Source organism: Citrobacter sp. Cpo100 (assembly GCF_030332595.1).
In the GTDB taxonomy this organism is placed as follows: Bacteria; Pseudomonadota; Gammaproteobacteria; order Enterobacterales; family Enterobacteriaceae; genus Citrobacter; species Citrobacter portucalensis.
In genome coordinates, this window is the sequence record NZ_JAOWHM010000037.1 from 1,382,407 (window position 1) to 1,403,199 (window position 20,793).

Annotated in this window: 20 protein-coding genes; 8 read left to right on the plus strand and 12 right to left on the minus strand. The window is 54.3% G+C overall.

What is annotated here, in order from left to right; all coding sequences use genetic code 11:
• Nucleotides 1-108: 108 nt before the first annotated feature.
• On the plus strand, nt 109-1,155 hold the full coding sequence (locus tag OGX96_RS22410; protein ID WP_198801894.1) for an AbrB family transcriptional regulator: 1,047 nt from the start codon (nt 109-111) through the stop codon (nt 1,153-1,155).
• On the opposite strand, the gene nei is transcribed toward OGX96_RS22410, so the two are convergent.
• The 8 genes from nei to ybgI are packed head-to-tail and all read right to left on the minus strand — an operon-like array spanning nt 1,152 to nt 7,447.
• A complete protein-coding gene (gene nei / locus OGX96_RS22415) occupies nt 1,152-1,943 on the minus strand; it encodes an endonuclease VIII (protein WP_198801893.1) in 792 nt (263 codons plus the stop codon). The genes OGX96_RS22410 and nei overlap by 4 nt on opposite strands.
• A 14-nt stretch (nt 1,944-1,957) precedes the next feature.
• Entirely contained in the window at nt 1,958-2,602 is a 645-nt protein-coding gene (gene pcp, locus OGX96_RS22420) for a pyroglutamyl-peptidase I (RefSeq protein WP_003831398.1), read from the minus strand.
• Between the two features lie 9 nt (nt 2,603-2,611).
• Entirely contained in the window at nt 2,612-3,607 is a 996-nt protein-coding gene (locus tag OGX96_RS22425) for a DUF979 domain-containing protein (protein ID WP_032942722.1), read from the minus strand.
• Nucleotides 3,604-4,326, minus strand: a complete 723-nt coding sequence (locus OGX96_RS22430; RefSeq protein WP_003831395.1) for a DUF969 domain-containing protein — start codon at nt 4,324-4,326, stop codon at nt 3,604-3,606. Before OGX96_RS22430 ends, OGX96_RS22425 begins: the two co-directional genes overlap by 4 nt.
• Nucleotides 4,327-4,381: 55 nt before the next feature.
• Entirely contained in the window at nt 4,382-5,116 is a 735-nt protein-coding gene (gene pxpA / locus OGX96_RS22435; RefSeq protein ID WP_008784130.1) for a 5-oxoprolinase subunit PxpA, read from the minus strand.
• Nucleotides 5,106-6,038, minus strand: a complete 933-nt coding sequence (gene pxpC, locus OGX96_RS22440) for a 5-oxoprolinase subunit PxpC (protein WP_198801892.1) — start codon at nt 6,036-6,038, stop codon at nt 5,106-5,108. Before pxpC ends, pxpA begins: the two co-directional genes overlap by 11 nt.
• Nucleotides 6,032-6,688: a 5-oxoprolinase subunit PxpB gene (gene pxpB, locus OGX96_RS22445; protein ID WP_198802447.1), complete on the minus strand. Its 657-nt coding sequence runs from the start codon at nt 6,686-6,688 to the stop codon at nt 6,032-6,034. Before pxpB ends, pxpC begins: the two co-directional genes overlap by 7 nt.
• A gap of 15 nt (nt 6,689-6,703) precedes the next feature.
• Nucleotides 6,704-7,447 carry a radiation resistance protein YbgI gene (gene ybgI / locus OGX96_RS22450; protein WP_003831390.1) on the minus strand — a complete coding sequence of 248 codons (744 nt, stop codon included), beginning with the start codon at nt 7,445-7,447 and terminating at the stop codon, nt 6,704-6,706.
• Between the two features lie 289 nt (nt 7,448-7,736).
• Between ybgI and dtpD the strand changes: the two genes are divergently transcribed.
• Nucleotides 7,737-9,218 (plus strand): dipeptide permease DtpD, encoded by a 1,482-nt coding sequence (dtpD, locus tag OGX96_RS22455; protein ID WP_186413594.1) that lies wholly within the window; start codon nt 7,737-7,739, stop codon nt 9,216-9,218.
• Between the two features lie 47 nt (nt 9,219-9,265).
• Here dtpD and OGX96_RS22460 read toward each other — a convergent pair whose 3' ends face one another.
• The 4 genes from OGX96_RS22460 to OGX96_RS22475 form a co-directional block, all read right to left on the minus strand.
• Nucleotides 9,266-10,168, minus strand: a complete 903-nt coding sequence (locus OGX96_RS22460; RefSeq protein WP_198801891.1) for an Rpn family recombination-promoting nuclease/putative transposase — start codon at nt 10,166-10,168, stop codon at nt 9,266-9,268.
• Between the two features lie 162 nt (nt 10,169-10,330).
• A complete protein-coding gene (gene phrB, locus OGX96_RS22465) occupies nt 10,331-11,749 on the minus strand; it encodes a deoxyribodipyrimidine photo-lyase (RefSeq protein ID WP_286584216.1) in 1,419 nt (472 codons plus the stop codon).
• An 18-nt stretch (nt 11,750-11,767) separates the two neighbouring features.
• Nucleotides 11,768-12,322 carry a DUF1722 domain-containing protein gene (locus OGX96_RS22470; RefSeq protein WP_003831377.1) on the minus strand — a complete coding sequence of 185 codons (555 nt, stop codon included), beginning with the start codon at nt 12,320-12,322 and terminating at the stop codon, nt 11,768-11,770.
• 97 nt (nt 12,323-12,419) lie between these two features.
• On the minus strand, nt 12,420-12,626 hold the full coding sequence (locus OGX96_RS22475; protein WP_003022870.1) for a YbfA family protein: 207 nt from the start codon (nt 12,624-12,626) through the stop codon (nt 12,420-12,422).
• Between the two features lie 308 nt (nt 12,627-12,934).
• Here OGX96_RS22475 and kdpF point away from each other — a divergent pair, with 308 nt between their 5' ends.
• Genes kdpF through kdpE form a run of 6 tightly spaced genes read left to right on the plus strand, consistent with a single transcriptional unit; the run spans nt 12,935 to nt 20,716 of the window.
• On the plus strand, nt 12,935-13,024 hold the full coding sequence (gene kdpF, locus OGX96_RS22480) for a K(+)-transporting ATPase subunit F (protein WP_001670793.1): 90 nt from the start codon (nt 12,935-12,937) through the stop codon (nt 13,022-13,024).
• Nucleotides 13,024-14,703: a potassium-transporting ATPase subunit KdpA gene (gene kdpA / locus OGX96_RS22485; RefSeq protein WP_032942710.1), complete on the plus strand. Its 1,680-nt coding sequence runs from the start codon at nt 13,024-13,026 to the stop codon at nt 14,701-14,703. The genes kdpF and kdpA overlap by 1 nt, the downstream gene beginning before the upstream one ends.
• A 20-nt stretch (nt 14,704-14,723) precedes the next feature.
• Complete coding sequence (kdpB, locus tag OGX96_RS22490) at nt 14,724-16,772, plus strand: potassium-transporting ATPase subunit KdpB (protein ID WP_286584217.1); 2,049 nt, start codon at nt 14,724-14,726, stop codon at nt 16,770-16,772.
• An 8-nt stretch (nt 16,773-16,780) separates the two neighbouring features.
• Nucleotides 16,781-17,347, plus strand: a complete 567-nt coding sequence (gene kdpC, locus OGX96_RS22495; RefSeq protein ID WP_286584218.1) for a potassium-transporting ATPase subunit KdpC — start codon at nt 16,781-16,783, stop codon at nt 17,345-17,347.
• Nucleotides 17,348-17,357: 10 nt separating this feature from the next.
• A complete protein-coding gene (gene kdpD, locus OGX96_RS22500) occupies nt 17,358-20,042 on the plus strand; it encodes a two-component system sensor histidine kinase KdpD (protein ID WP_198801887.1) in 2,685 nt (894 codons plus the stop codon).
• Nucleotides 20,039-20,716 (plus strand): two-component system response regulator KdpE, encoded by a 678-nt coding sequence (gene kdpE / locus OGX96_RS22505; RefSeq protein ID WP_048226088.1) that lies wholly within the window; start codon nt 20,039-20,041, stop codon nt 20,714-20,716. The genes kdpD and kdpE overlap by 4 nt, the downstream gene beginning before the upstream one ends.
• The last annotated feature ends 77 nt before the right edge of the window (nt 20,717-20,793 follow it).

A 20,793-nucleotide genomic window follows, 5' to 3' on the forward strand; every position in this document is an offset into this window, starting at 1 on the left:
CGATCGCCGGTTAGTCCATTTTTATTGATACCTGATATTTTTTTCAGCGGACTTTTTCTCTATGCTGTATCAAGACATTGAATGCGGTATAAAACAAGGGAGCATGGGATGCCTGTTTTGCAGTGGAGCCTGTTGTTTGTGCTATCGCTCCTTCTTTCCCTGCTCTTTCTGTTTATCCATCTTCCAGGCCCCTTGCTGCTCGGTTCGATGATCGTCGGCATCATTTTCAGTATGCGCGGCATCTCGCTGCATCCTCCTCGCTGCACATTTCTTGGCGCACAGGCGATTCTCGGCTGTATGATTGCCCAAAATCTGACCAGTTCAATCTTTACAACCCTTGCAGCCCACTGGCCGATGGTGATTGTTATCCTGCTGGCAACCCTTATCAGCAGCGCGATAATCGGCTGGCTGCTGGTTCGCTATAGTAATCTACCTGGGAATACCGGTGCGTGGGGCTCGTCACCAGGCGGTGCAGCGGCAATGGTCGCAATGGCCCAGGATTATGGCGCCGACATCCGGCTGGTGGCGTTTATGCAGTATCTGCGCGTACTGTTGGTGGTCGGCGCGGCAGCGCTGGTCACCCGGCTGGTGATGGGCGACCAGGCCCAAACGGTCAGTGAACAAATCATCTGGTTTCCGCCGCTAAGCGGCAATCTTTTCAGCACTCTGATGCTGGCCGCCGTTGCCGGCACGGCTGGGCGCCTACTGCGTATTCCCTCTGGCGTTATGCTATTGCCAATGCTGGTGGGTGCCATGCTGAATGCAAGCGGAGTGATGGTGATTGAACTGCCGGAATGGCTACTGGCTATAGCCTACATGTCAATTGGCTGGCAAATCGGTCTTGGCTTTGACAAGCAGATCTTTTTGATGGCATTACGACCACTGCCACAGATCCTGTTGTCTATTTTTTCACTGATGGCGATCTGCGCAGCCATGGCCTGGGGACTGGCGCATTACATGCAGATCGATTTTCTCACTGCCTATCTGGCAACCAGTCCTGGAGGAGTGGATTCTGTTGCGGTGATCGCCGCAGGAAGCCACGCTGATATGGCGCTCATCATGGCGATGCAAACCCTGCGACTGTTCAGCATTTTGTTAACTGGCCCCGCAGTCGCGCGTTTTATTTCGGTGCACGCACCAAAACAACCCGCTTAGTGCTGACAACCCGGGCACCAGTAAAAGGGGCGCGAAGAGAGCATCGTTTTCTCGATTATTCCACCACAACGCTCACAGGTTTCGCCATCCCGATGAAAGACCTTAAAGCGAAACAACGCACCGTGATGTTTATTCTCATCGACCAGGCCGCGGGTAGTATAAGACAACCGCGGAATATCAAGCAGCGCATGTGCCAGTTGATCCAGTTGCTCATCACTAAGCTGCGACGCTTTATGCTGCCCGGTCAACCCAACCTGCCAAAGGATCTCTACCCGCAAGTAGTTACCTAATCCCGCCAGAAACGCCTGGTCCAGTAGCAGACCAGAAAACTGGCGATTGCGAAAACGCGGAGATAACAGACGCGCTTTAACCTCATCGGGCGTTAAACGTAAATCCAGTACATCCGGCCCTACCCGTTGCAGGAACGGATGGGTGGAGAGCTGTTCTGGCGTCAGCATTTCGATATCAGACGCGCTATAGAGCAGGATAGTTTTGTCGTGTGTCTGCAGCCTGACACGCAGTACCCGCGAAGTTTGCGGAATTTTGCCTGTATCAACCACTCGCCACACGCCATAGAGCTGATTGTGACTGTACAGCGTCAGGCCATTAGAAAAATGGGTCAGTAATGCTTTCCCCAGCGTTTCAAGCTGGGTAACACGTTGCCCAATCAGTTGAGATTGATACGGTTTTAACTGCTCAAAGGCAAACCAGACATCCGTCAGGGGTTTGCCTTTGACTGCCGCCTCCAGGTTATCCGCCGCGCGGCGGATCTCCGGGCCTTCAGGCATAATACTGTCCTTTGTTAATGTGTTGCGCCGCCCGTCACTGCGATATCGCTTTCCACCTGCAAGGCGGTGGCAATCGCAATCTCCAGCGCACGGCGCACCGTTTCTGTCGCCATACTTGGCGCCCCGGGATGCTGTGCAGCCTGTTGCGGCAAATAAGGGATATGAATAAAACCGCCCTTCACCGCCGGTACGTCGCGTAGTTTATGCAGCAGGCCATACATCACGTGGTTACACACGAAAGTACCCGCAGTCTGGGAAACCGAGGCCGGAATTCCCGCGTTGCGCATGGCGACAACCATCGCTTTAATCGGCAACGTACTAAACCATGCCGCCGGGCCATCGACCACAATCGGCACATCGACCGGCTGTTGCCCCTGGTTATCCGCAATACGCGCATCGTCAACGTTAATCGCCACGCGTTCCACGGTGATATCCGTGCGACCACCCGCCTGCCCTACCGCCAACACCAGTGATGGCGACAACGCGTCAATCGCGGCGTTGAGTACGGCGAGAGACTCGCCAAAGACACACGGTAGTTGGCGGGCAATAACGCGGCATCCGCCGATAATAGCATTGTCGAGGCTCGAGACCACTTCCCAGGAAGGGTTAACTGACTCGCCGCCAAAGGGTTCAAATCCCGTGATGAGTACTGTTTTCATCCTTCCTCCTTACAGGAACATCAGGAAATACATCAGGAACACGTTGACCAGCAGCAGCAGTATGCCGGTTGGCACCTGCGCTTTAATCACCGCATTTTTGTCCGGTAGTTCCAGCAACGCTGCAGGAACAATATTAAAGTTCGCCGCCATCGGCGTCATCAGCGTCCCACAATAGCCGGAGAACATACCAATCGCCGCCATTACCGCTGGGTTGCCGCCGTGTTGCAGTACGAGGATTGGAATACCAATCCCAGCGGTCACGATCGGGAAAGCAGCAAACGCATTACCCATAACCATGGTCAGCAATGCCATGCCGATGGTGTACACCGCCACCGCGATAAAGCGACTATCCACCGCCAGATATTCCTGCGTCAGGTATGAAATGCCGCTACCGACACCCGCCGCTGTAAACAGCAGCCCAAGCGTAGCCAGAATCTGCGGCAGAATGAACGCCCAGCCAATGGAGTCCAGCAGACGGCGTGCCTCCTGAATCGGTTGATGCACCCGCTCATGGGTCATTTTTATCGCCATCGCCAGACCAATCAACGAGCCCGCAGTCATTGAAAAGAGCGTTACCAGCGTGGCGTGATTACCCGGCCCGAACAGCGCATCCTGTAAGCCCGGAATATGGTTGAACATCAGTACGCCAATGACCGTTACCACCGGGATCGCTAATGCCGGGAAAAACAGGCGGTTGCCCAGGCGGCTGGCGCTTTCTTCGCGTTGTTGCTGCGTGCGTTGATGGTAGCTTCCCAGCTTCACACCGCCAAAACCCGCGATCAGGGCCAGCACAACCACCGCAACGCCGACGGCAATATGCACTGCGCGTTTATCGCCAAACAGCGAGTATGTCCAGTCACCAAGCAGAAACAGTACGCCATATATGCCCCAAAACAGGCCTGTGGTGAAACGGCGCGGGTTTGCTTTGTCCTGCCAGGACATCAGCGCCACAATCAGTAATACCGCACCTGCCAGCCAGTAGAGATAGCTTTGTTGAAAATTCATTTCGCTTCCCCTTTCGCTGCGGCATTCGCTTTCGCCACTTCACGTTGCAAATAGCTATCCAGACGCCACAAACGCGTGCCGTGGATCAGGAAAGCACAAATTGCCGTCGGGATCCCCCACAAGGCGATATGCAGCGGTTCGGTCTGGATCCCACCAGACTCCAGCATAAAGTTGTGCATGAATATGATCGCGCCGAAGGCAACAAAGATATCTTCACCGAAAAACAGCCCGACGTTATCGGTCGCCGCTGACATTGCGCGCAGGCGATAGCGAACCGCGCCGGGTATCTCTCCGTGATTTTTCTCGGCGGCCCCTTCCGCCATTGGCGCCAGCAGCGGGCGCACCATCTGCGGATGCCCCCCCAGACTGGTCAACCCTAACGCAGCGGTCGCTTCGCGAATGAACAGATAGACAATAAGCAGACGGCCACTGGTGGCACTGCGGATTTTCGCAATCCACGCCTGAGCACGCTCTTTGAGTCCGTGACGTTCCAGCAGGCCAATAACCGCCAGCGGGATCAGCAGGATAAACGGCAGGTTGCGGGTGTTAAGAAAACCTTCACCCAGCTTCTCGAGGATGGTGGCGATCGGCATATGCGCCGCCAGTCCCGTGACGATCCCGGCAATAATAACCACCAATACCGGATTAAAACGTAAAAGAAATCCGACCACGATGACGGCGATCCCCGTCAATGGCCAGAGAGAAATTACCTCTCCCATAATTCATTCCCGTATATGTTGTTGTGTAATATATTGTTGTTTTGTATGGTAAATCTTATGCACCAATTTCAATATTGCATGCATTAAAGGCGCTACGCAAGCGACGGGCAAAAGCGAGTGCGTGCTCGCCATCCCCATGAATGCATACCGTCTGGGCGGTCACGCTTGCCCATGTTCCACTTTGGCTTTTTACTCTGCCGGATTGCACCATTTCTAACGTTTGCGCCAGCGCCTGCTCTTCATCCTCAATCAGTGCGCCCGGCTGGTTACGTGGCACCAGACTGCCATCGGCCTGATAACCCCGATCGGCAAAAACCTCTTGACGCGTTATCAAGCCATAGTGTTCTCCAGCGCGAATCAGTTCGCTTCCCGCCAGCCCGACCAGAACCAGCGACGGATCACAGGCATGAACCGCTTTCGCAATCGCATCAGCCAATTGAGGATCTTTCGCCGCCTGGTTATAGAGCATGCCATGCGGTTTGACATGGCGCATCACGCCGCCTTCTGCCCGCGTGATGGCAGCCAGCGCGCCAATTTGATACAGCGTCTGCGCATACACCGTTTGTGCAGGCAGGGTCATGGCGCTACGACCAAAATTTTCCCGATCCGGAAAGCTGGGGTGTGCGCCTACCGCCACACCATTTTTTAACGCATCACGCACGCTTGAGAGCATAGTTTGCGCATCGCCGGCGTGAAACCCACAGGCGATGTTGGCCGATGACACCAATTGCAGCAACGCTGCATCGTTCGCACATCCCTCACCGAGGTCTGCATTGAGATCAATTTTCATTGTTAAGTCGCCATGCTAACTGTTCCAGATAACGCTGCTGGTCGTACCGCGCCTTCAGCGCTTCCTCCAGCGAACACTGCACAAAATGAATCGGCTGACCGAGCGGGATCTGCGCCAGATGATACATATCTGCTTCGATAATACAGGCGATGCGCGGATAGCCACCCGTCGTCTGAGCATCGTTCATCAGCACGATTGGCTGGCCATTATGCGGAACCTGCACCACGCCGGGGAGCAAACCATGCGACAGCAGCTCGCGATCGGTCGTGCGCGTCAGCGGCTGCCCCTGAAGACGATACCCCATACGGTTACTTTGTGGGCTAAGCTGCCACGGCGAGCGCCAGAAAGAGGCCTGAGATACCTCATCAAACTCCTGATATTCAGGGCCGGGCAGTGCACGAATGAGATTACCCCACATCAGTTGTTTTACACCTTGTGGCCCGCTGAATTGCCGGGTCGATACGCCAATCGCCAGTCGATCGCCATCACGCAGCAGACGCCCTTCAATCCCACCAATGCCCACTTTCAGATCGGTACTACGCGAGCCCATCACTTCGGGAACATCAATACCGCCCGCTACAGCCAGATAACTGCGCATACCATGAAGAGGTCGTTTTAGCGTCAGGCGCTGCCCGGCTTTTACCGGTAACCGCCATCCGCTCCATACGGGAGTTCGATCCAGATGCGCTTCGCATCCGGCACCGGTCAGGGCAAACCAGCCATCGGCTTCAAACTCCACCACCAGTTGCCCCAGCGTGATTTCCAGCGCTGCGGCATTCGCATCATTACCCACCAGCAGGTTAGCCACGTTCAGCGCCGGTTTATCCAGCGCGCCACAGTGACTAATTCCGGATTGACGAAAACTATGGCGTCCCCCGTCCTGTACTGAGGTGTACATGCCAGCGCGGATGATGTTTAACATATCCCCTCCTTCTGCGGGACAAAACGCACGGTATCGCCAGCCCGTAACAGAATCGGCTCCTCCCGTTTTGGATCAAATAACGCAACGGAGGTACGCCCAATCAATTGCCATCCACCGGGTGTTGCAAGCGGGTAGATCCCCGTTTGAGATCCACCGATACCGACAGAACCTGCCGGAACAAGCAAACGCGGTTCCGCACGTCTGGGGGTATGCAGCTGTTCAGGTAAGCTCCCGAGATAGGGAAATCCCGGCTGAAAACCGATAAACCACACCACATAGTCAACTGACGCATGAAGTTCGACGACCTGCTTGTCGCTTAATCCACTGTGTCGGGCGACCTCTGCCAGATCAGGGCCAAACTCACCACCATAGGTCACAGGTATTTCAATAAAACGTGAATCCGGCTCCAGTGCTTCGCTCTCTTCCCACCAGCGCTGCAGGCGTTCAATCGCATCCAGCGCCAGCGTTTGCGGGTCGCGTAGAGTAACCGTGATATTGTTCATTCCCGGAATAGCTTCAAGCACATTCGGGGCGTCAACTAAACGCTGAGCCAGACGCCAGATGCGTTTCTGAGTCGCCAGCGTGATGGGGGGCTCCAGTTCGAGAACCACCGCCGTTTCACCTAACAGATAACAACGCGCTCGCTGCACTTTCATCCCTCTTTATTACGCTGGATTAGGTATATCGATAAAGGTTACGTCCAGATCGGTATTTTCATTCAGCCATTCGCTTAATGCGCGAATGCCGCCGCGTTCGGTCGCATGGTGACCGGCAGCATAAAAATGCAGCCCCTGCTCGCGGGCTGAGTGAATGGTTTGCTCAGAGACTTCACCGGTAATAAAGGCGTCGACACCAAATCGGGCTGCGCTATCAATAAAACTTTGACCGCCCCCGGTACACCAGGCAACGCGCTGAACTTTCTCCGGCCCGGTATCACCGCACCATAACGGTTTACGACCTAAACGCGCTTCAATCCACGATGCCAGCTCAAGCCCCGGAACCGGCATGGAGAGTTCTCCCCATGGCACCAGCGGTTCAATTTCCCCCATAACGGTGATTCCCAACAGCGCGGCCAACTGCGCGTTATTCCCCAATTCCGGGTGTGCATCCAGCGGCAAGTGCCAGCCATACAGGTTGATATCATTTTCTAACAGCGTTTTCAGACGATTGCGCTTCATGCCGCGAATAACCGGAGATTCGCCTTTCCAGAAATAGCCGTGGTGAACAATAACCGCATCCGCTTGCTGGCGTACCGCCTCGTCCAGCAATGCCTGGCTTGCAGTCACACCGGTCACGATTTTATGCACCGTCTCTTTGCCCTCAACCTGCAAACCATTCGGCGCATAATCGCTAATGGCGGCGCTGTTTAGTTTGTCGTTGATCAGTTGTTCCAGTTCGGTGTTTTTCATCATCGTCCTCGTAGTCATCATTTCTGCCTGCCCAATCAGCAACACAGCTTAGGTTAAAATAGCGTCCCCGCCTGCGTTCGTCGATAGCCATTTCACTGACACATAAAGAAACAATCACACCCGCTTTGAACGTGATTTGCTTACCACTACGCGATCTAATTCATGTATATTTATGCAATCAGACAGCATATTGCAAAAATAATCAGATCTGTATCAAAGTTACAACTTTAAGGAAACACACTCGCGCAGCACGTTCAGCCAGTCGCGAGGCATTTACTTCGAGAAAATAATGAATAAACAAGCATCTCAACCACGGGCGATTTACTACGTCGTCGCGCTACAAATCTGGGAATACTTCAGTTTTTACGGCATGCGTGCGCTGCTGATCCTGTATCTCACTAACCAGCTTAAGTACGACGATAATCACGCATATGAACTGTTCAGCGCCTACTGCTCGCTGGTCTATGTCACCCCTATTCTCGGGGGATACCTGGCCGATAAAGTGCTCGGCAATCGAATGGCGGTGATGATCGGCGCATTTTTAATGGCGGTAGGACATCTGGTATTGGGTGCCAGCGAAGTGGCCCCGGCGTTCCTCTATTTGTCGCTGGCGATAATTGTCTGCGGCTACGGTCTGTTTAAATCAAATATCAGTTGCCTGTTGGGCGAGTTGTATCAACCTGAAGACCCGCGTCGCGACGGTGGATTCTCTCTGCTTTACGCTGCTGGTAACATAGGTTCGATTATTGCCCCTATTGCCTGTGGCTACGTGCAGGAAGAATACAGCTGGGCGATGGGCTTTGCGCTGGCTGCCATCGGCATGCTGGCAGGGCTGGTGATATTCTTATGTGGTAATCGCCATTTCGCCCACACCACCGGCGTCAACAAGGCCGTTCTCTGTGCTAAAACCTTTATTCTGCCAAATTGGGCCTGGCTGTTAGTTTTGTTGGTTGCCGCACCGCTGCTGATTACCGTGCTGTTCTGGAAAGAGTGGTCCGTTTACGCACTGATTGTTGCCACCATTATTGGTCTGGCAGTTCTGGCGAAGATTTATCGCCAGGCACAGACGCAGAAACAGCGCAAAGAGCTGGGGCTTATCGTCACGCTGACCTTCTTCAGCCTGTTGTTTTGGGCCTTTGCTCAACAGGGCGGCAGTTCGATCAGCCTGTATATCGACCGCTTCGTTAACCGCGATATTCTGGGGTATTCCGTCCCTACCGCGATGTTCCAGTCGGTTAACGCTTTTGCCGTTATGCTGTGCGGTATCGTACTGGCGTGGGTAGTCAAAGAAAGCGTGAGTGGCAATCGTACCGTACGTATCTGGGGTAAATTTGCCCTTGGCCTCGGCTTAATGAGCGCTGGGTTCTGTATTCTAACCTTGAGCGCTCGCTGGTCCGCTGCTTACGGCCACTCTTCCATGCCGCTGATGGTACTTGGGTTGGCGGTCATGGGCTTTGCCGAACTGTTTATCGATCCGGTGGCAATGTCACAAATTACGCGTATTGAGATCCCTGGTGTTACTGGCGTATTAACCGGCATTTATATGCTGCTTTCCGGTGCCATCGCCAACTACCTGGCTGGTGTTATCGCCGATCAGACCTCACAAGGCTCGTTTGATGCTGCGGGCGCTATCAACTACTCTATCAATGCCTATATTGATGTCTTTAGTGAAATTACCTGGGGCGCTCTGGCCTGTGTGGTGCTGGTGCTGCTGATTTGGCTGTACCAGTCGCTTAAGTTCAGAAACCGTTCACTGGCGGTAGAATCCTGAGTGTAGGGGCCCGATGATGTAATCTGATTCGGGCTTTTTTTCAGGAATTACGCATGGCTGGCAGTCAACTCCTCTTCAGAAAGACCTGTAACCAGAAGCACCATGTTGCGATCTATTCCCTGCTCCAACATAGTTTGCGCTATACGTAATGCGGCTTCTCGTTTGCCTCGCTGCAACCCTTCCTGTAATCCATCTAAGCGTAACCGCTCGGCAATCGTCATCAGCTTCTCCTTATGTTGGGGGATCCGTTGCGCCATCTCTTGTATAAATTCATTAAAGCGAGATTCATCGCCGGATTGCAGGATGTAATTAAACATCGCCTGTAGTTGCGTGTCATTAGCGCACCCTGTAAGTAACAGCGTGGCCAGTTGATCTACCAGCCCCATCAAATCCCGCTGACGGATATGTTTTTGCATTAGTTCCAGCAGTGCCATTCGCCTGTGAGCCATGATTTCGTCATCGGGCACCACTGTGATATCCACCAATGGAAATGCGCTGGCATAAAGTTGCCGTGCCGTTACAGGATCGGTAAACGCATCAAGCCAGCACAGTGAGTACGGATACGGACTTCGACAGCCATGATAAAACAGCATGGGTATCACAATCGGCAGTTCTTTGTGCCCGGCATCCAAATGACGCTGCATCGCCGCTATTGCGTAACGCAGCAGACGAGAAGCCATATGCGGATCGGCTGAACTCTGGTGTTCTATAACCACGTATACATAACCTTCACCATCGTGCGTATGCACAGACCAGAGCACGTCGGAGTAGCGGGTACGTAAATCCGCTTCAATAAAGCTTTCTGACTCCAGCTTCAGCGTATTTAAATCGCAAAGCGTTTGCAGATCTGCGGGTAGATGAATTTCGAGGAAGTCCCGAGCTGTTTCTGGATGATGTAAAAACGTTTTAAATACCGCATCGTGCGGTGTAGATGCCGTTGGTGTTGTCATCAAATTCCGTCACCTGAATGAAGATGACTGCACTTTACTGCTGGCGGAAAACATCTTCATCAAGGCATTAGCAGCCTTGCGTACACGCTTCAGCGCTAAATGCCCCCCCACTGCAACATATTCATTCTGCTGGAAGGTATTACGCAGAAATCCGCTGCGCGCTTATCCCTTACGCGCCGCCTCATATGCCGCCAGCGTCGCCAGCCTCGCCTGTTTATGATCCACAATCGGGCGAGGATAACTCAGTGTTACCTGCGCTTTTTCAGCCCACGACCACGGTTCATGAATGGCTTTACCCGGCACGTCGTGCAGTTCCGGCACCCACTGGCGGATAAACTCACCGTCACGGTCGAATTTTTCGCCCTGCGTCGTGGGGTTAAAGATACGGAAATACGGTGCGGCGTCGGTTCCGGTTGAGGCTGCCCACTGCCAGCCGCCGTTATTGGCCGCCAGGTCGCCATCGATCAGTTGCGACATGAAATATTGTTCGCCTTTACGCCAGTCGATCAGCAGGTCTTTCACTAAAAAACTGGCGGTAATCATGCGTAAACGATTATGCATCCAGCCCGTGGCGTTGAGCTGACGCATGGCCGCATCCACAATGGGGTAGCCCGTATGCCCTGTTTTCCAGGCCTGCAAATGCGCCGGATTATTCTGCCATTGCACGCGATCGGTCCAGCGAATAAAAGGTTGATACCGACATAGCGCCGGATGGTAAGTCATCAGATGACGATAAAATTCGCGCCAGATAAGCTCATTCAACCAAACGCTGCCTGTCCCATCCTCAAGCGCCTGCGGCTGCTCCACGAGCAGTCGATTAAGGCACTGGCGCGGCGATAGTCCTCCTGTCGCCAGGCTCGCGGATAATCGACTGGTTCCATCAATCGCCGGAAAGTCACGCAGTTGTTCATATTCTCCGGCGGCCTGCTGGCAAAAATGGCGTAATTGCGCGATGGCCAATTTTTCTTCTGCCGGAAATTGCTGCGAATCAAAATCCTGCTGCGGGTAGCTCAGCGTGATGGATGTTAATGGAGAGTCAAGAGCACCGCTTTCTCTCACCTTCGGCGCACTGACACATTCTGGGATCCCGTCTTTTATCCGCTTCAGCCAGGCATTTTTAAACGGCGTAAAGACTTTATACATCTCGTGATTACCGGTCATGACCGCCCCCGGAGGCAGGATCACGCTGTCGTCAAACCCTTCGCACACCACCTGAGGTATTGACTTTTCAACGGCAGCATCACGCTGGCGTTCGTTTATTTCATACTGATAGTTATAAAATATTCGACTGACACCATGCTGTACGCAGACGTTTTTGACGGTTTCCACACTGGTCGCAAAATTAGCAACTTCATGAAACAGAAGCGGGATGCCCTTTTCTGCCAGCGCCGTTTGCAACGCGTTCAGCTGCGCATTAACCAATGCCGCCTGACGTGGGGCCATATCATGCGCCTTCCACTGTTCAGGCGTGGAGATATAGAGCGCGAGTACATGTGCAGAACGATCCCGACAAGCCGCCGCCAGCGCGAGATTGTCATGCAGACGTAAATCACGCCGAAACCAGACCAGATGCGTGGTCATAACACTCCCTGATAAAAATTAATCATTGCCCTGTAAACGCCAAATCGCAGGCCAGAGTTCAAAATAACGTTGCCCGGACAACCAGGTGTTCGGGTGCTCAGCCATATAGTGTTTGAGGAGCATTAAGGGTGCAAGTAGCGGCTGCGCCTCGCGTCGATAGTTATCGATTATCGAGGTCAATTCCTGACGTTGACGCAGATCGAGCTGATTACGGAAATAGCCCTGTACGTGCATCAATACATTGGTATGGTTACGCCGGGTAGCAGGATTTAATAACAGATGGGTCAATCGTAGGCGATACTCGGTAAAAAAAGCATCGAGATCTTGCCATTCATGGATTGCGGCAACGAAGGGGCCAAGCTCCCGATACTCTGGCTGGGAATGCGCCAGTAGTACCAGTTTGTAGCGGGTATGATAGTCAATTAATGCGCCCCGCGTTAATTTTCGCTGACGCAGGCGGTGCAATTCATGCAAAGCGTAAACACGTATTAATGTATTTTCGTCGAACTGAGGTGCCTCACTCGCTTCTGTGGTCAGACAGGTGCGGATACCAACAGGAATTCTCGTGCTCATCGCCACTCCTTATCCGTTACTCAGATAAGTGTAGACGTCGGCGTATAAAAAAACCGCCACATTGCTGTTGGCGGTTTTCTTGAACAATAACGACAACTTAATAGAAGTCGCAGGTGGCTTTTTCAGCCTGCTCCATCCACACCGGTTTATCACTGGTTTTGGACCAGACGCGGTGCAGATAGCTGTAAAAACGGGCGCGGTCTTTCCAGAACAACATGACCGGCAGCGCCAGCACGCCCGCCACAACGGCAAAGGTACGGCGCAAGAAAACAATGTGTGCTGGATATTCTTTATAAAAGTCCATAATCCTCTCCCATATATCTGTTCGGTGAATCGCACCGGAAAAATAAACTTGGTTAACTGATGAAAATAATACCGCCTTGTGTGTAATTTTGCTACTCATCCGACCACTTATTTTTATCTATTGATGCTCCGTTTAGCTAAAAACCGTAATTAAGTTACATAAAAGTTAAATTAATACTAATCATTAGTTAAATAATGGTCTTTGCCATTTTTATACTTTTTTTACACCCCTCCCACTGATTTTTGCGAAATCTTTGCAAGCAAAAATCTACGCTCTGGTTATCACATTTATGCCACTGGAGGTGCACCGTGAGTGCAGGCGTGATAACCGGCATTGTGCTGGTCTTTTTATTATTAGGTTATCTAGTGTATGCCCTGATTAATGCGGAGGCGTTCTGATGGCGGCCCAAGGATTTTTACTCATTGCCAGTTTCTTGCTGGTACTGTTTATCATCGCCAGACCGCTGGGTTTTGGCTTGGCTCGGCTGATCAATAATACGTCCCTGCCGGGCCTGGCTGGCGTGGAACATCTGCTCTGGCGCGGTCTGGGCATCTCGCAGCAGGAGATGAACTGGCGGCAGTATCTGTTGGCGATCCTCGCGCTCAATGTGCTGGGGTTGCTGGTCCTGTTTTCAATGCTGATGGCGCAAAACCTGCTGCCGCTAAATCCGCAACAGCTACCTGGGCTTTCGTGGGATTTGGCGCTCAACACGGCGGTAAGTTTTGTCACCAACACCAACTGGCAATCCTATGCTGGCGAAACCACCTTAAGCTACTTCAGCCAGATGGTCGGGCTGACCGTGCAGAACTTCCTGTCAGCGGCAACCGGGATTGCGGTGATTTTTGCCCTGGCCCGTGCCTTTACTCGCCAGAGTATGAACACGCTGGGCAACGCCTGGGTCGATCTGGTTCGCATTACGCTGTGGATCCTGCTCCCCATTGCATTGCTCATTGCGTTGTTCTTCATTCAGCAAGGTGTGCTGCAAAACGTGTTGCCCTATCAGCCCATTACTACCCTTGAAGGGGTGAAACAGCTGCTGCCAATGGGGCCCGTCGCCTCACAGGAAGCGATTAAGATGCTTGGCACTAACGGGGGCGGGTTCTTTAACGCTAACTCATCACATCCGTTTGAAAACCCTACCGCGTTGACCAATCTGGTACAGATGCTGGCCATTTTCTTAATTCCTACCGCGCTGTGTTTTGCCTTTGGTGATGTGGTTGGCGATCGTCGCCAGGGGCGGACCCTGCTGTGGGCCATGTCGCTGATATTTGTAGTCTGCGTAGCCGTGGTGATGTGGGCCGAAGTTCAAGGCAACCCTCACCTGATGGCATTCGGTGCAGACAGTAATATCAACATGGAAGGCAAAGAAAGCCGCTTTGGCGTGCTGGCTACGAGTCTTTTTTCCGTCGTGACGACAGCGGCATCTTGCGGCGCTGTCGATGCGATGCATGACTCCTTCACCGCGCTGGGCGGGATGGTGCCGATGTGGCTAATGCAGATTGGCGAAGTGGTCTTCGGTGGTGTCGGTTCGGGCCTGTACGGCATGTTGCTGTTCGTGTTATTGGCGGTGTTTATCGCGGGCCTGATGATTGGTCGCACGCCGGAATATCTGGGTAAGAAAATAGACGTGCGTGAAATGAAAATGACCGCGCTGGCGATTCTGGTCACCCCTGCGCTGGTGCTGCTCGGTACGGCGATAGCGATGATGAGCGACGCCGGACGCAGCGCCATGCTCAATCCTGGCCCACATGGCTTTAGTGAGGTGTTGTACGCCGTATCGTCTGCCGCGAACAACAACGGCAGCGCCTTCGCCGGATTAAGCGCCAACAGCCCGTTCTGGAACTGTCTGCTGGCCCTGTGCATGTTCTTCGGCCGTTTCGGCGTGATCATCCCCGTGATGGCAATTGCCGGATCGCTGGTCAGTAAAAAGATCCAGCCAGCAAGTCCAGGCACGCTGCCTACCCACGGTGCACTGTTTGTCGGGTTGTTAATCGGTACGGTGTTACTGGTTGGCGCCCTCACCTTTGTTCCTGCCCTGGCGCTTGGCCCGGTCGCAGAATACCTGTCGTTACACTGAGTGATGCGGAGCACATTACTATGAGTCGCAAGCAACTGGCGCTGTTCGAACCCTCTCTGGTCGCACAGGCGCTGATGGACGCCGTGAAAAAATTAAGCCCACATACCCAGTGGAGCAATCCGGTGATGTTTATCGTCTGGCTGGGCAGTCTGCTGACAACCCTGTTAACGTTGGCAATGGCCACAGGCCATATGCAAGGCAATCCGTGGTTTACCGGCGCGATAAGTCTGTGGCTGTGGGTCACCGTTCTGTTCGCCAACTTTGCCGAAGCGCTGGCGGAAGGACGCAGTAAGGCTCAGGCTAACAGTCTGAAAGGAGTGAAGAAAACCGCTTTTGCTCGCAAACTCCGCGAACCGAAATACGGTGCCGCCATGGATCACGTTCCGGCGGAGGATTTGCGCAAAGGAGATATCGTGTTAGTAGAAGCGGGCGATATTATCCCGTGTGACGGCGAAGTCATCGAAGGTGGCGCATCGGTGGATGAAAGCGCCATTACCGGTGAATCCGCGCCGGTCATTCGTGAATCCGGTGGTGATTTCGCCTCCGTCACCGGCGGGACCCGCATCCTCTCCGACTGGCTGGTGATCGAATGTAGCGTGAACCCTGGTGAAACGTTCCTCGACCGAATGATCGCCATGGTTGAAGGCGCGCAGCGGCGTAAAACGCCGAATGAAATCGCCCTGACGATCCTTTTAATAGCCCTGACCATCGTTTTTCTGCTGGCGACCGCCACGCTGTGGCCGTTTTCCGCCTGGGGTGGTAGCGCGGTCAGCGTCACGGTACTGGTTGCCCTGCTGGTGTGTCTGATCCCCACCACCATCGGCGGGCTACTCTCCGCAATTGGCGTCGCCGGGATGAGCCGCATGCTGGGCGCGAACGTCATCGCCACCAGCGGACGTGCAGTAGAGGCCGCGGGCGACGTGGACGTACTGCTGCTGGACAAAACCGGCACCATTACGCTGGGTAACCGCCAGGCTTCAGATTTCCTGCCCGCCCAGGGCGTAGACGAAAAAACGCTGGCCGACGCCGCGCAGCTTTCATCTCTGGCCGATGAAACCCCTGAAGGCCGCAGTATCGTGATTCTGGCAAAACAGCGCTTTAATCTGCGTATTCGCGACGTGCAATCGCTACACGCCACCTTTGTACCGTTTACCGCCCAAAGTCGGATGAGCGGGATCAACATCGACAACCGCATGATCCGCAAAGGGTCGGTCGATGCTATTCGTCGTCACGTCGAAGCCAACGGCGGCCACTTCCCTGCCGACGTGGAGCAGAAGGTCGAAAACGTCGCACGCCTAGGCGCTACACCGCTGGTGGTTGCCGAAGGCTCCCACGTACTGGGCGTGATTGCCCTGAAAGATATCGTAAAAGGCGGAATCAAAGAACGTTTTGCCCAACTACGCAAAATGGGCATCAAAACGGTGATGATCACCGGCGATAACCGTTTAACCGCCGCCGCGATTGCGGCAGAAGCCGGGGTAGATGACTTCTTAGCTGAAGCCACGCCGGAAGCCAAGCTGGCGCTGATTCGTCAGTATCAGGCGGAAGGTCGTCTGGTGGCGATGACCGGCGACGGAACCAATGACGCCCCGGCGCTGGCGCAAGCCGACGTGGCGGTCGCCATGAACTCCGGGACCCAGGCGGCGAAGGAAGCAGGCAACATGGTGGATCTCGACTCTAACCCCACCAAGCTGATTGAAGTGGTGCACATTGGTAAACAGATGCTGATGACGCGTGGTTCGCTGACCACCTTCAGTATCGCCAACGACGTGGCGAAGTATTTCGCCATTATCCCGGCCGCGTTTGCCGCCACCTACCCGCAGCTCAATGCGCTTAACGTGATGGGTCTGCATTCGCCGGACTCGGCGATCCTCAGCGCGGTTATCTTTAATGCGCTGGTTATCGTCTTTCTGATCCCGCTGGCGCTTAAAGGCGTGAGCTACAAACCGTTATCCGCATCCGCAATGCTGCGCCGTAATTTGTGGATCTATGGTCTGGGTGGTCTGGTTGTGCCGTTTATCGGTATCAAAGCAATTGATTTACTGCTGACCCTGCTGGGTCTGGTGTGAGGTTTCAGATGAGTGGATTACGTCCTGCATTATCAACATTGATTTTCCTGATGCTTATCACCGGCGGGGCTTACCCGTTGTTGACCACCGCGTTGGGGCAGTGGTGGTTTCCCCACCAGGCTAACGGCTCGCTTCTGCGTGAACGTCAGGTCGTTCGCGGCTCTGCGCTCATTGGGCAACATTTTACCTTGGCCGGTTATTTTCAGGGACGCCCGTCTGCTACAGCAGAAATGCCCTATAATCCAATGGCTTCAGGCGGCAGCAATCTGGCAGCCAGCAACCCGGAACTGGATAAACAGCTGCAAAGCCGGATAGCCGCGCTGCGTGCCGCCAACCCGCAGGCAAATCCTGCCGTTCCGGTAGAGCTGGTAACGGCTTCTGCCAGCGGGCTGGACAACAACCTGACACCCGCCGCGGTGGCCTGGCAAATCCCCCGGGTGGCGCAGGCTCGCAACCTCAGCGTTGAAGAAGTCACGCGCCTGGTTGCACAATACACGCAAAAGCCGTTGGTCAGTTTTATCGGCCAGCCGGTGGTGAACCTGGTAGAACTTAATTTAGCGCTGGATAAGCACTGAGAAAAAGGACATGCATAACGAACCCTTACGCCCCGACCCCGATCGCCTGCTGGAGCAGACCGCTGCCCCGCACCGCGGAAAACTGAAAATTTTCTTCGGCGCGTGTGCAGGCGTCGGTAAAACCTGGGCCATGCTGGCAGAGGCCCAGCGGCTGCGGGCGCAGGGGTTAGATGTGCTGATTGGCGTGGTGGAAACCCACGGACGCAAAGAGACCGCCGCGCTACTGGACGGTCTCAGCATCCTACCGCTAAAGAGACAGACGCGCCATGGTCGTCATATCAGCGAGTTCGATCTCGACGCGGCGCTGGCCCGCCGTCCGGCGCTCATTTTGATGGATGAACTGGCGCACAGTAATGCGCCTGGCTCACGCCACCCTAAGCGTTGGCAAGATATTGAAGAACTGCTCGAAGCCGGCATTGACGTTTTTACTACCGTCAACGTGCAGCATCTGGAAAGCCTCAATGATGTGGTCAGCGGCGTCACCGGCATTCAGGTTCGCGAAACCGTCCCCGATCCTTTTTTCGATGCCGCCGACGATGTGGTGCTGGTCGATCTTCCCCCCGACGATTTGCGCCAACGCCTGAACGAAGGCAAGGTCTATATCGCCGGTCAGGCGGAAAGAGCCATCGAGCATTTCTTTCGCAAAGGGAACTTGATCGCGCTACGTGAGCTGGCCCTGCGCCGCACGGCCGATCGGGTTGACGATCAGATGCGTGCCTGGCGAGGGCGTCCGGGGGAAGAAAAAGTCTGGCATACCCGTGACGCCATTTTACTGTGCATTGGACACAATACCGGCAGCGAAAAACTGGTGCGTGCTGCCGCGCGTCTGGCAGCGCGCCTCGGCAGCGTCTGGCATGCAGTGTATGTCGAAACGCCAGCGCTGCACCGACTGCCCGAAAAACAGCGCCGGGCAATCCTAAGCGCTCTGCGGTTAGCCCAGGAGCTGGGTGCAGAAACTGCCACCCTTTCCGATCCCGCTGAAGACAAGGCGGTAATCCGCTACGCCCGTGAGCATAATCTGGGAAAAATTGTCCTAGGACGTCCGACTACGCGACGCTGGTGGCGCAGTGATTCCTTTGCTGACAAACTGGCCCATCGCGCACCGGATCTCGACCTGATGATTGTTGCGCTCGATGAGCCACCTTCGCGCCCTGTGCTACAAACTGCAGATAACCGCACCTTTAAGGATAAATGGCGGGTACAAATTCAGGGTTGTGTGGTTGCCGTCGCGCTGTGCGCCATCATTACGTTGATTGCCATGCAGTGGTTGATGGCCTTTGACGCCGCCAACCTGGTGATGATCTATTTATTGGGCGTGGTGGTTATCGCCCTCTTTTACGGACGCTGGCCGTCGGTGCTGGCAACTTTTATTAACGTCGCCAGCTTCGATCTCTTCTTTATCGCTCCGCGTGGCACGCTGGCCGTTTCCGATGTCCAGTACCTGCTCACCTTCGCCGTGATGCTAACGGTAGGGCTGGTTATTGGTAATCTGACCGCCGGAGTGCGTTATCAGGCGCGGGTGGCCCGTTATCGTGAACAACGTACGCGCCATTTGTATGAGATGTCGAAAGCGCTGGCAGTTGGGCGTAGTCAGCAAGATATTGCCGCCACCAGCGAACAGTTTATTGCCTCAACGTTCCAGGCCCGCAGCCAGGTTTTACTGCCCGGTGAGAACGGTAAGCTGGCCCCTCTCACCCATCAACAGGGCATGACGCCGTGGGATGATGCCATTGCCCAATGGAGCTTTGATAAAGGGCAACCGGCTGGCGCAGGTACTGACACGTTGCCAGGTGTGCCGTATCAAATTCTACCGTTAAAAAGTGCTGACAAAACGCATGGGCTGCTGGTTGTGGAACCAGGAAATTTACGCCAGTTGATGATCCCCGAACAGCAACGCCTGCTGGAAACTTTTACTTTACTGGTCGCCAGTGCGCTGGAGCGTCTGACGCTGACTGCCAGCGAAGAGCAAGCCCGGTTTGCCAGCGAGCGCGAAAGCATTCGCAACGCGCTGCTCGCCGCCCTTTCCCACGATTTACGTACACCGCTAACGGTGCTGTTTGGTCAGGCAGAGATCTTAACGTTGGATCTGGCAAGCGAAGGATCGCCGCACGCGCGCCAGGCCAGTGAGATTCGCCAGCACGTCCTTAATACGACCCGACTGGTTAATAACCTGCTGGATATGGCGCGAATTCAGTCTGGCGGCTTTAATCTTAAGAAGGAGTGGTTAACACTGGAAGAGGTGGTCGGCAGCGCCCTGCAGATGCTGGAGCCAGGACTCTCTGCTCCTATTAATTTGTCGCTACCAGCACCGTTGACGCTGATCCACGTCGATGGCCCACTCTTTGAACGGGTGCTGATTAATCTGCTGGAAAACGCCGTTAAATACGCAGGTCCAGCGGCGCAAATCGGTATTGATGCCAGCGTCGATGGCGAGCACCTGCAACTGGACGTCTGGGATAATGGCCCCGGCATTCCATCGGGTATGGAGCAGCGAGTTTTTGACAAGTTTTCCCGGGGAAACAAAGAGTCATCGGTACCGGGCGTTGGGCTGGGGCTGGCAATCTGTCAGGCCATTGTGGACGTGCACGGCGGTACGATTTCCGTCCACAATCGCGCACAGGGAGGAGCATGTTTCCGTGTTACACTGCCCCAGGAAATCCCCCCTGAACTTGAAGATTTTCATGAGGATATGTGACGAACGTACTGATTGTTGAAGATGAACAGGCTATCCGTCGCTTTCTGCGCACCGCGCTGGAAGCCGATGGTCTGCGTGTATATGAAGCGGAAACGCTGCAACGTGGTCTGCTGGAAGCCGCCACGCGAAAACCCGATCTCATCATTCTCGATCTCGGTCTGCCGGACGGTGACGGCATTGATTTTATTCGTGACCTGCGACAATGGAGCGCGATACCGGTAATTGTGCTCTCAGCCCGCAGCGAAGAAAGCGATAAAATCGCCGCTCTGGATGCCGGTGCCGATGACTATCTCAGTAAACCCTTTGGTATTGGCGAGCTACAGGCGCGATTACGCGTGGCATTGCGCCGCCACGCCAGCGGCGCGTCTCCCGAGCCGGTGGTGCATTTTTCCAACGTAAAAGTAGATATCGCCGCCCGCCTCGTACATCGTGGTGATGAAGAGATTCATCTGACGCCGATTGAGTTTCGCCTGTTAGCGGTACTGCTGAATAATGCCGGAAAGGTACTAACGCAACGCCAGTTGCTAAATCAGGTTTGGGGACCAAACGCCGTCGAACACAGTCACTATCTGCGAATTTACATGGGACACCTGCGCCAGAAGCTGGAACAGGACCCGGCGCGTCCGCGTCATTTTCTGACCGAAACCGGGATTGGTTATCGGTTTATGCCGTGAATCTAAGCCGAATAAAAAAAGCCGGATCAGCACAAAGCTATCCGGCTTTTTTATTCATACCGGATAGCGACGCTAGC

What these genes read in the sequence shown, in the direction of transcription:
- pcp (WP_003831398.1), bottom strand. Translation starts at nt 2,602, where the DNA reads ATGAAAACAGTACTCATCACGGGATTTGAACCCTTTGGCGGCGAGTCA.
- dtpD (WP_186413594.1), top strand. Translation starts at nt 7,737, where the DNA reads ATGAATAAACAAGCATCTCAACCACGGGCGATTTACTACGTCGTCGCG.
- kdpC (WP_286584218.1), top strand. Translation starts at nt 16,781, where the DNA reads ATGAGTGGATTACGTCCTGCATTATCAACATTGATTTTCCTGATGCTT.
- OGX96_RS22460 (WP_198801891.1), bottom strand. Translation starts at nt 10,168, where the DNA reads ATGACAACACCAACGGCATCTACACCGCACGATGCGGTATTTAAAACG.
- pxpA (WP_008784130.1), bottom strand. Translation starts at nt 5,116, where the DNA reads ATGAAAATTGATCTCAATGCAGACCTCGGTGAGGGATGTGCGAACGAT.
- pxpC (WP_198801892.1), bottom strand. Translation starts at nt 6,038, where the DNA reads ATGTTAAACATCATCCGCGCTGGCATGTACACCTCAGTACAGGACGGG.
- OGX96_RS22425 (WP_032942722.1), bottom strand. Translation starts at nt 3,607, where the DNA reads ATGAATTTTCAACAAAGCTATCTCTACTGGCTGGCAGGTGCGGTATTA.
- kdpA (WP_032942710.1), top strand. Translation starts at nt 13,024, where the DNA reads ATGGCGGCCCAAGGATTTTTACTCATTGCCAGTTTCTTGCTGGTACTG.
- OGX96_RS22470 (WP_003831377.1), bottom strand. Translation starts at nt 12,322, where the DNA reads ATGAGCACGAGAATTCCTGTTGGTATCCGCACCTGTCTGACCACAGAA.
- kdpB (WP_286584217.1), top strand. Translation starts at nt 14,724, where the DNA reads ATGAGTCGCAAGCAACTGGCGCTGTTCGAACCCTCTCTGGTCGCACAG.
- OGX96_RS22430 (WP_003831395.1), bottom strand. Translation starts at nt 4,326, where the DNA reads ATGGGAGAGGTAATTTCTCTCTGGCCATTGACGGGGATCGCCGTCATC.
- ybgI (WP_003831390.1), bottom strand. Translation starts at nt 7,447, where the DNA reads ATGAAAAACACCGAACTGGAACAACTGATCAACGACAAACTAAACAGC.
- nei (WP_198801893.1), bottom strand. Translation starts at nt 1,943, where the DNA reads ATGCCTGAAGGCCCGGAGATCCGCCGCGCGGCGGATAACCTGGAGGCG.
- phrB (WP_286584216.1), bottom strand. Translation starts at nt 11,749, where the DNA reads ATGACCACGCATCTGGTCTGGTTTCGGCGTGATTTACGTCTGCATGAC.
- OGX96_RS22410 (WP_198801894.1), top strand. Translation starts at nt 109, where the DNA reads ATGCCTGTTTTGCAGTGGAGCCTGTTGTTTGTGCTATCGCTCCTTCTT.
- kdpD (WP_198801887.1), top strand. Translation starts at nt 17,358, where the DNA reads ATGCATAACGAACCCTTACGCCCCGACCCCGATCGCCTGCTGGAGCAG.
- OGX96_RS22475 (WP_003022870.1), bottom strand. Translation starts at nt 12,626, where the DNA reads ATGGACTTTTATAAAGAATATCCAGCACACATTGTTTTCTTGCGCCGT.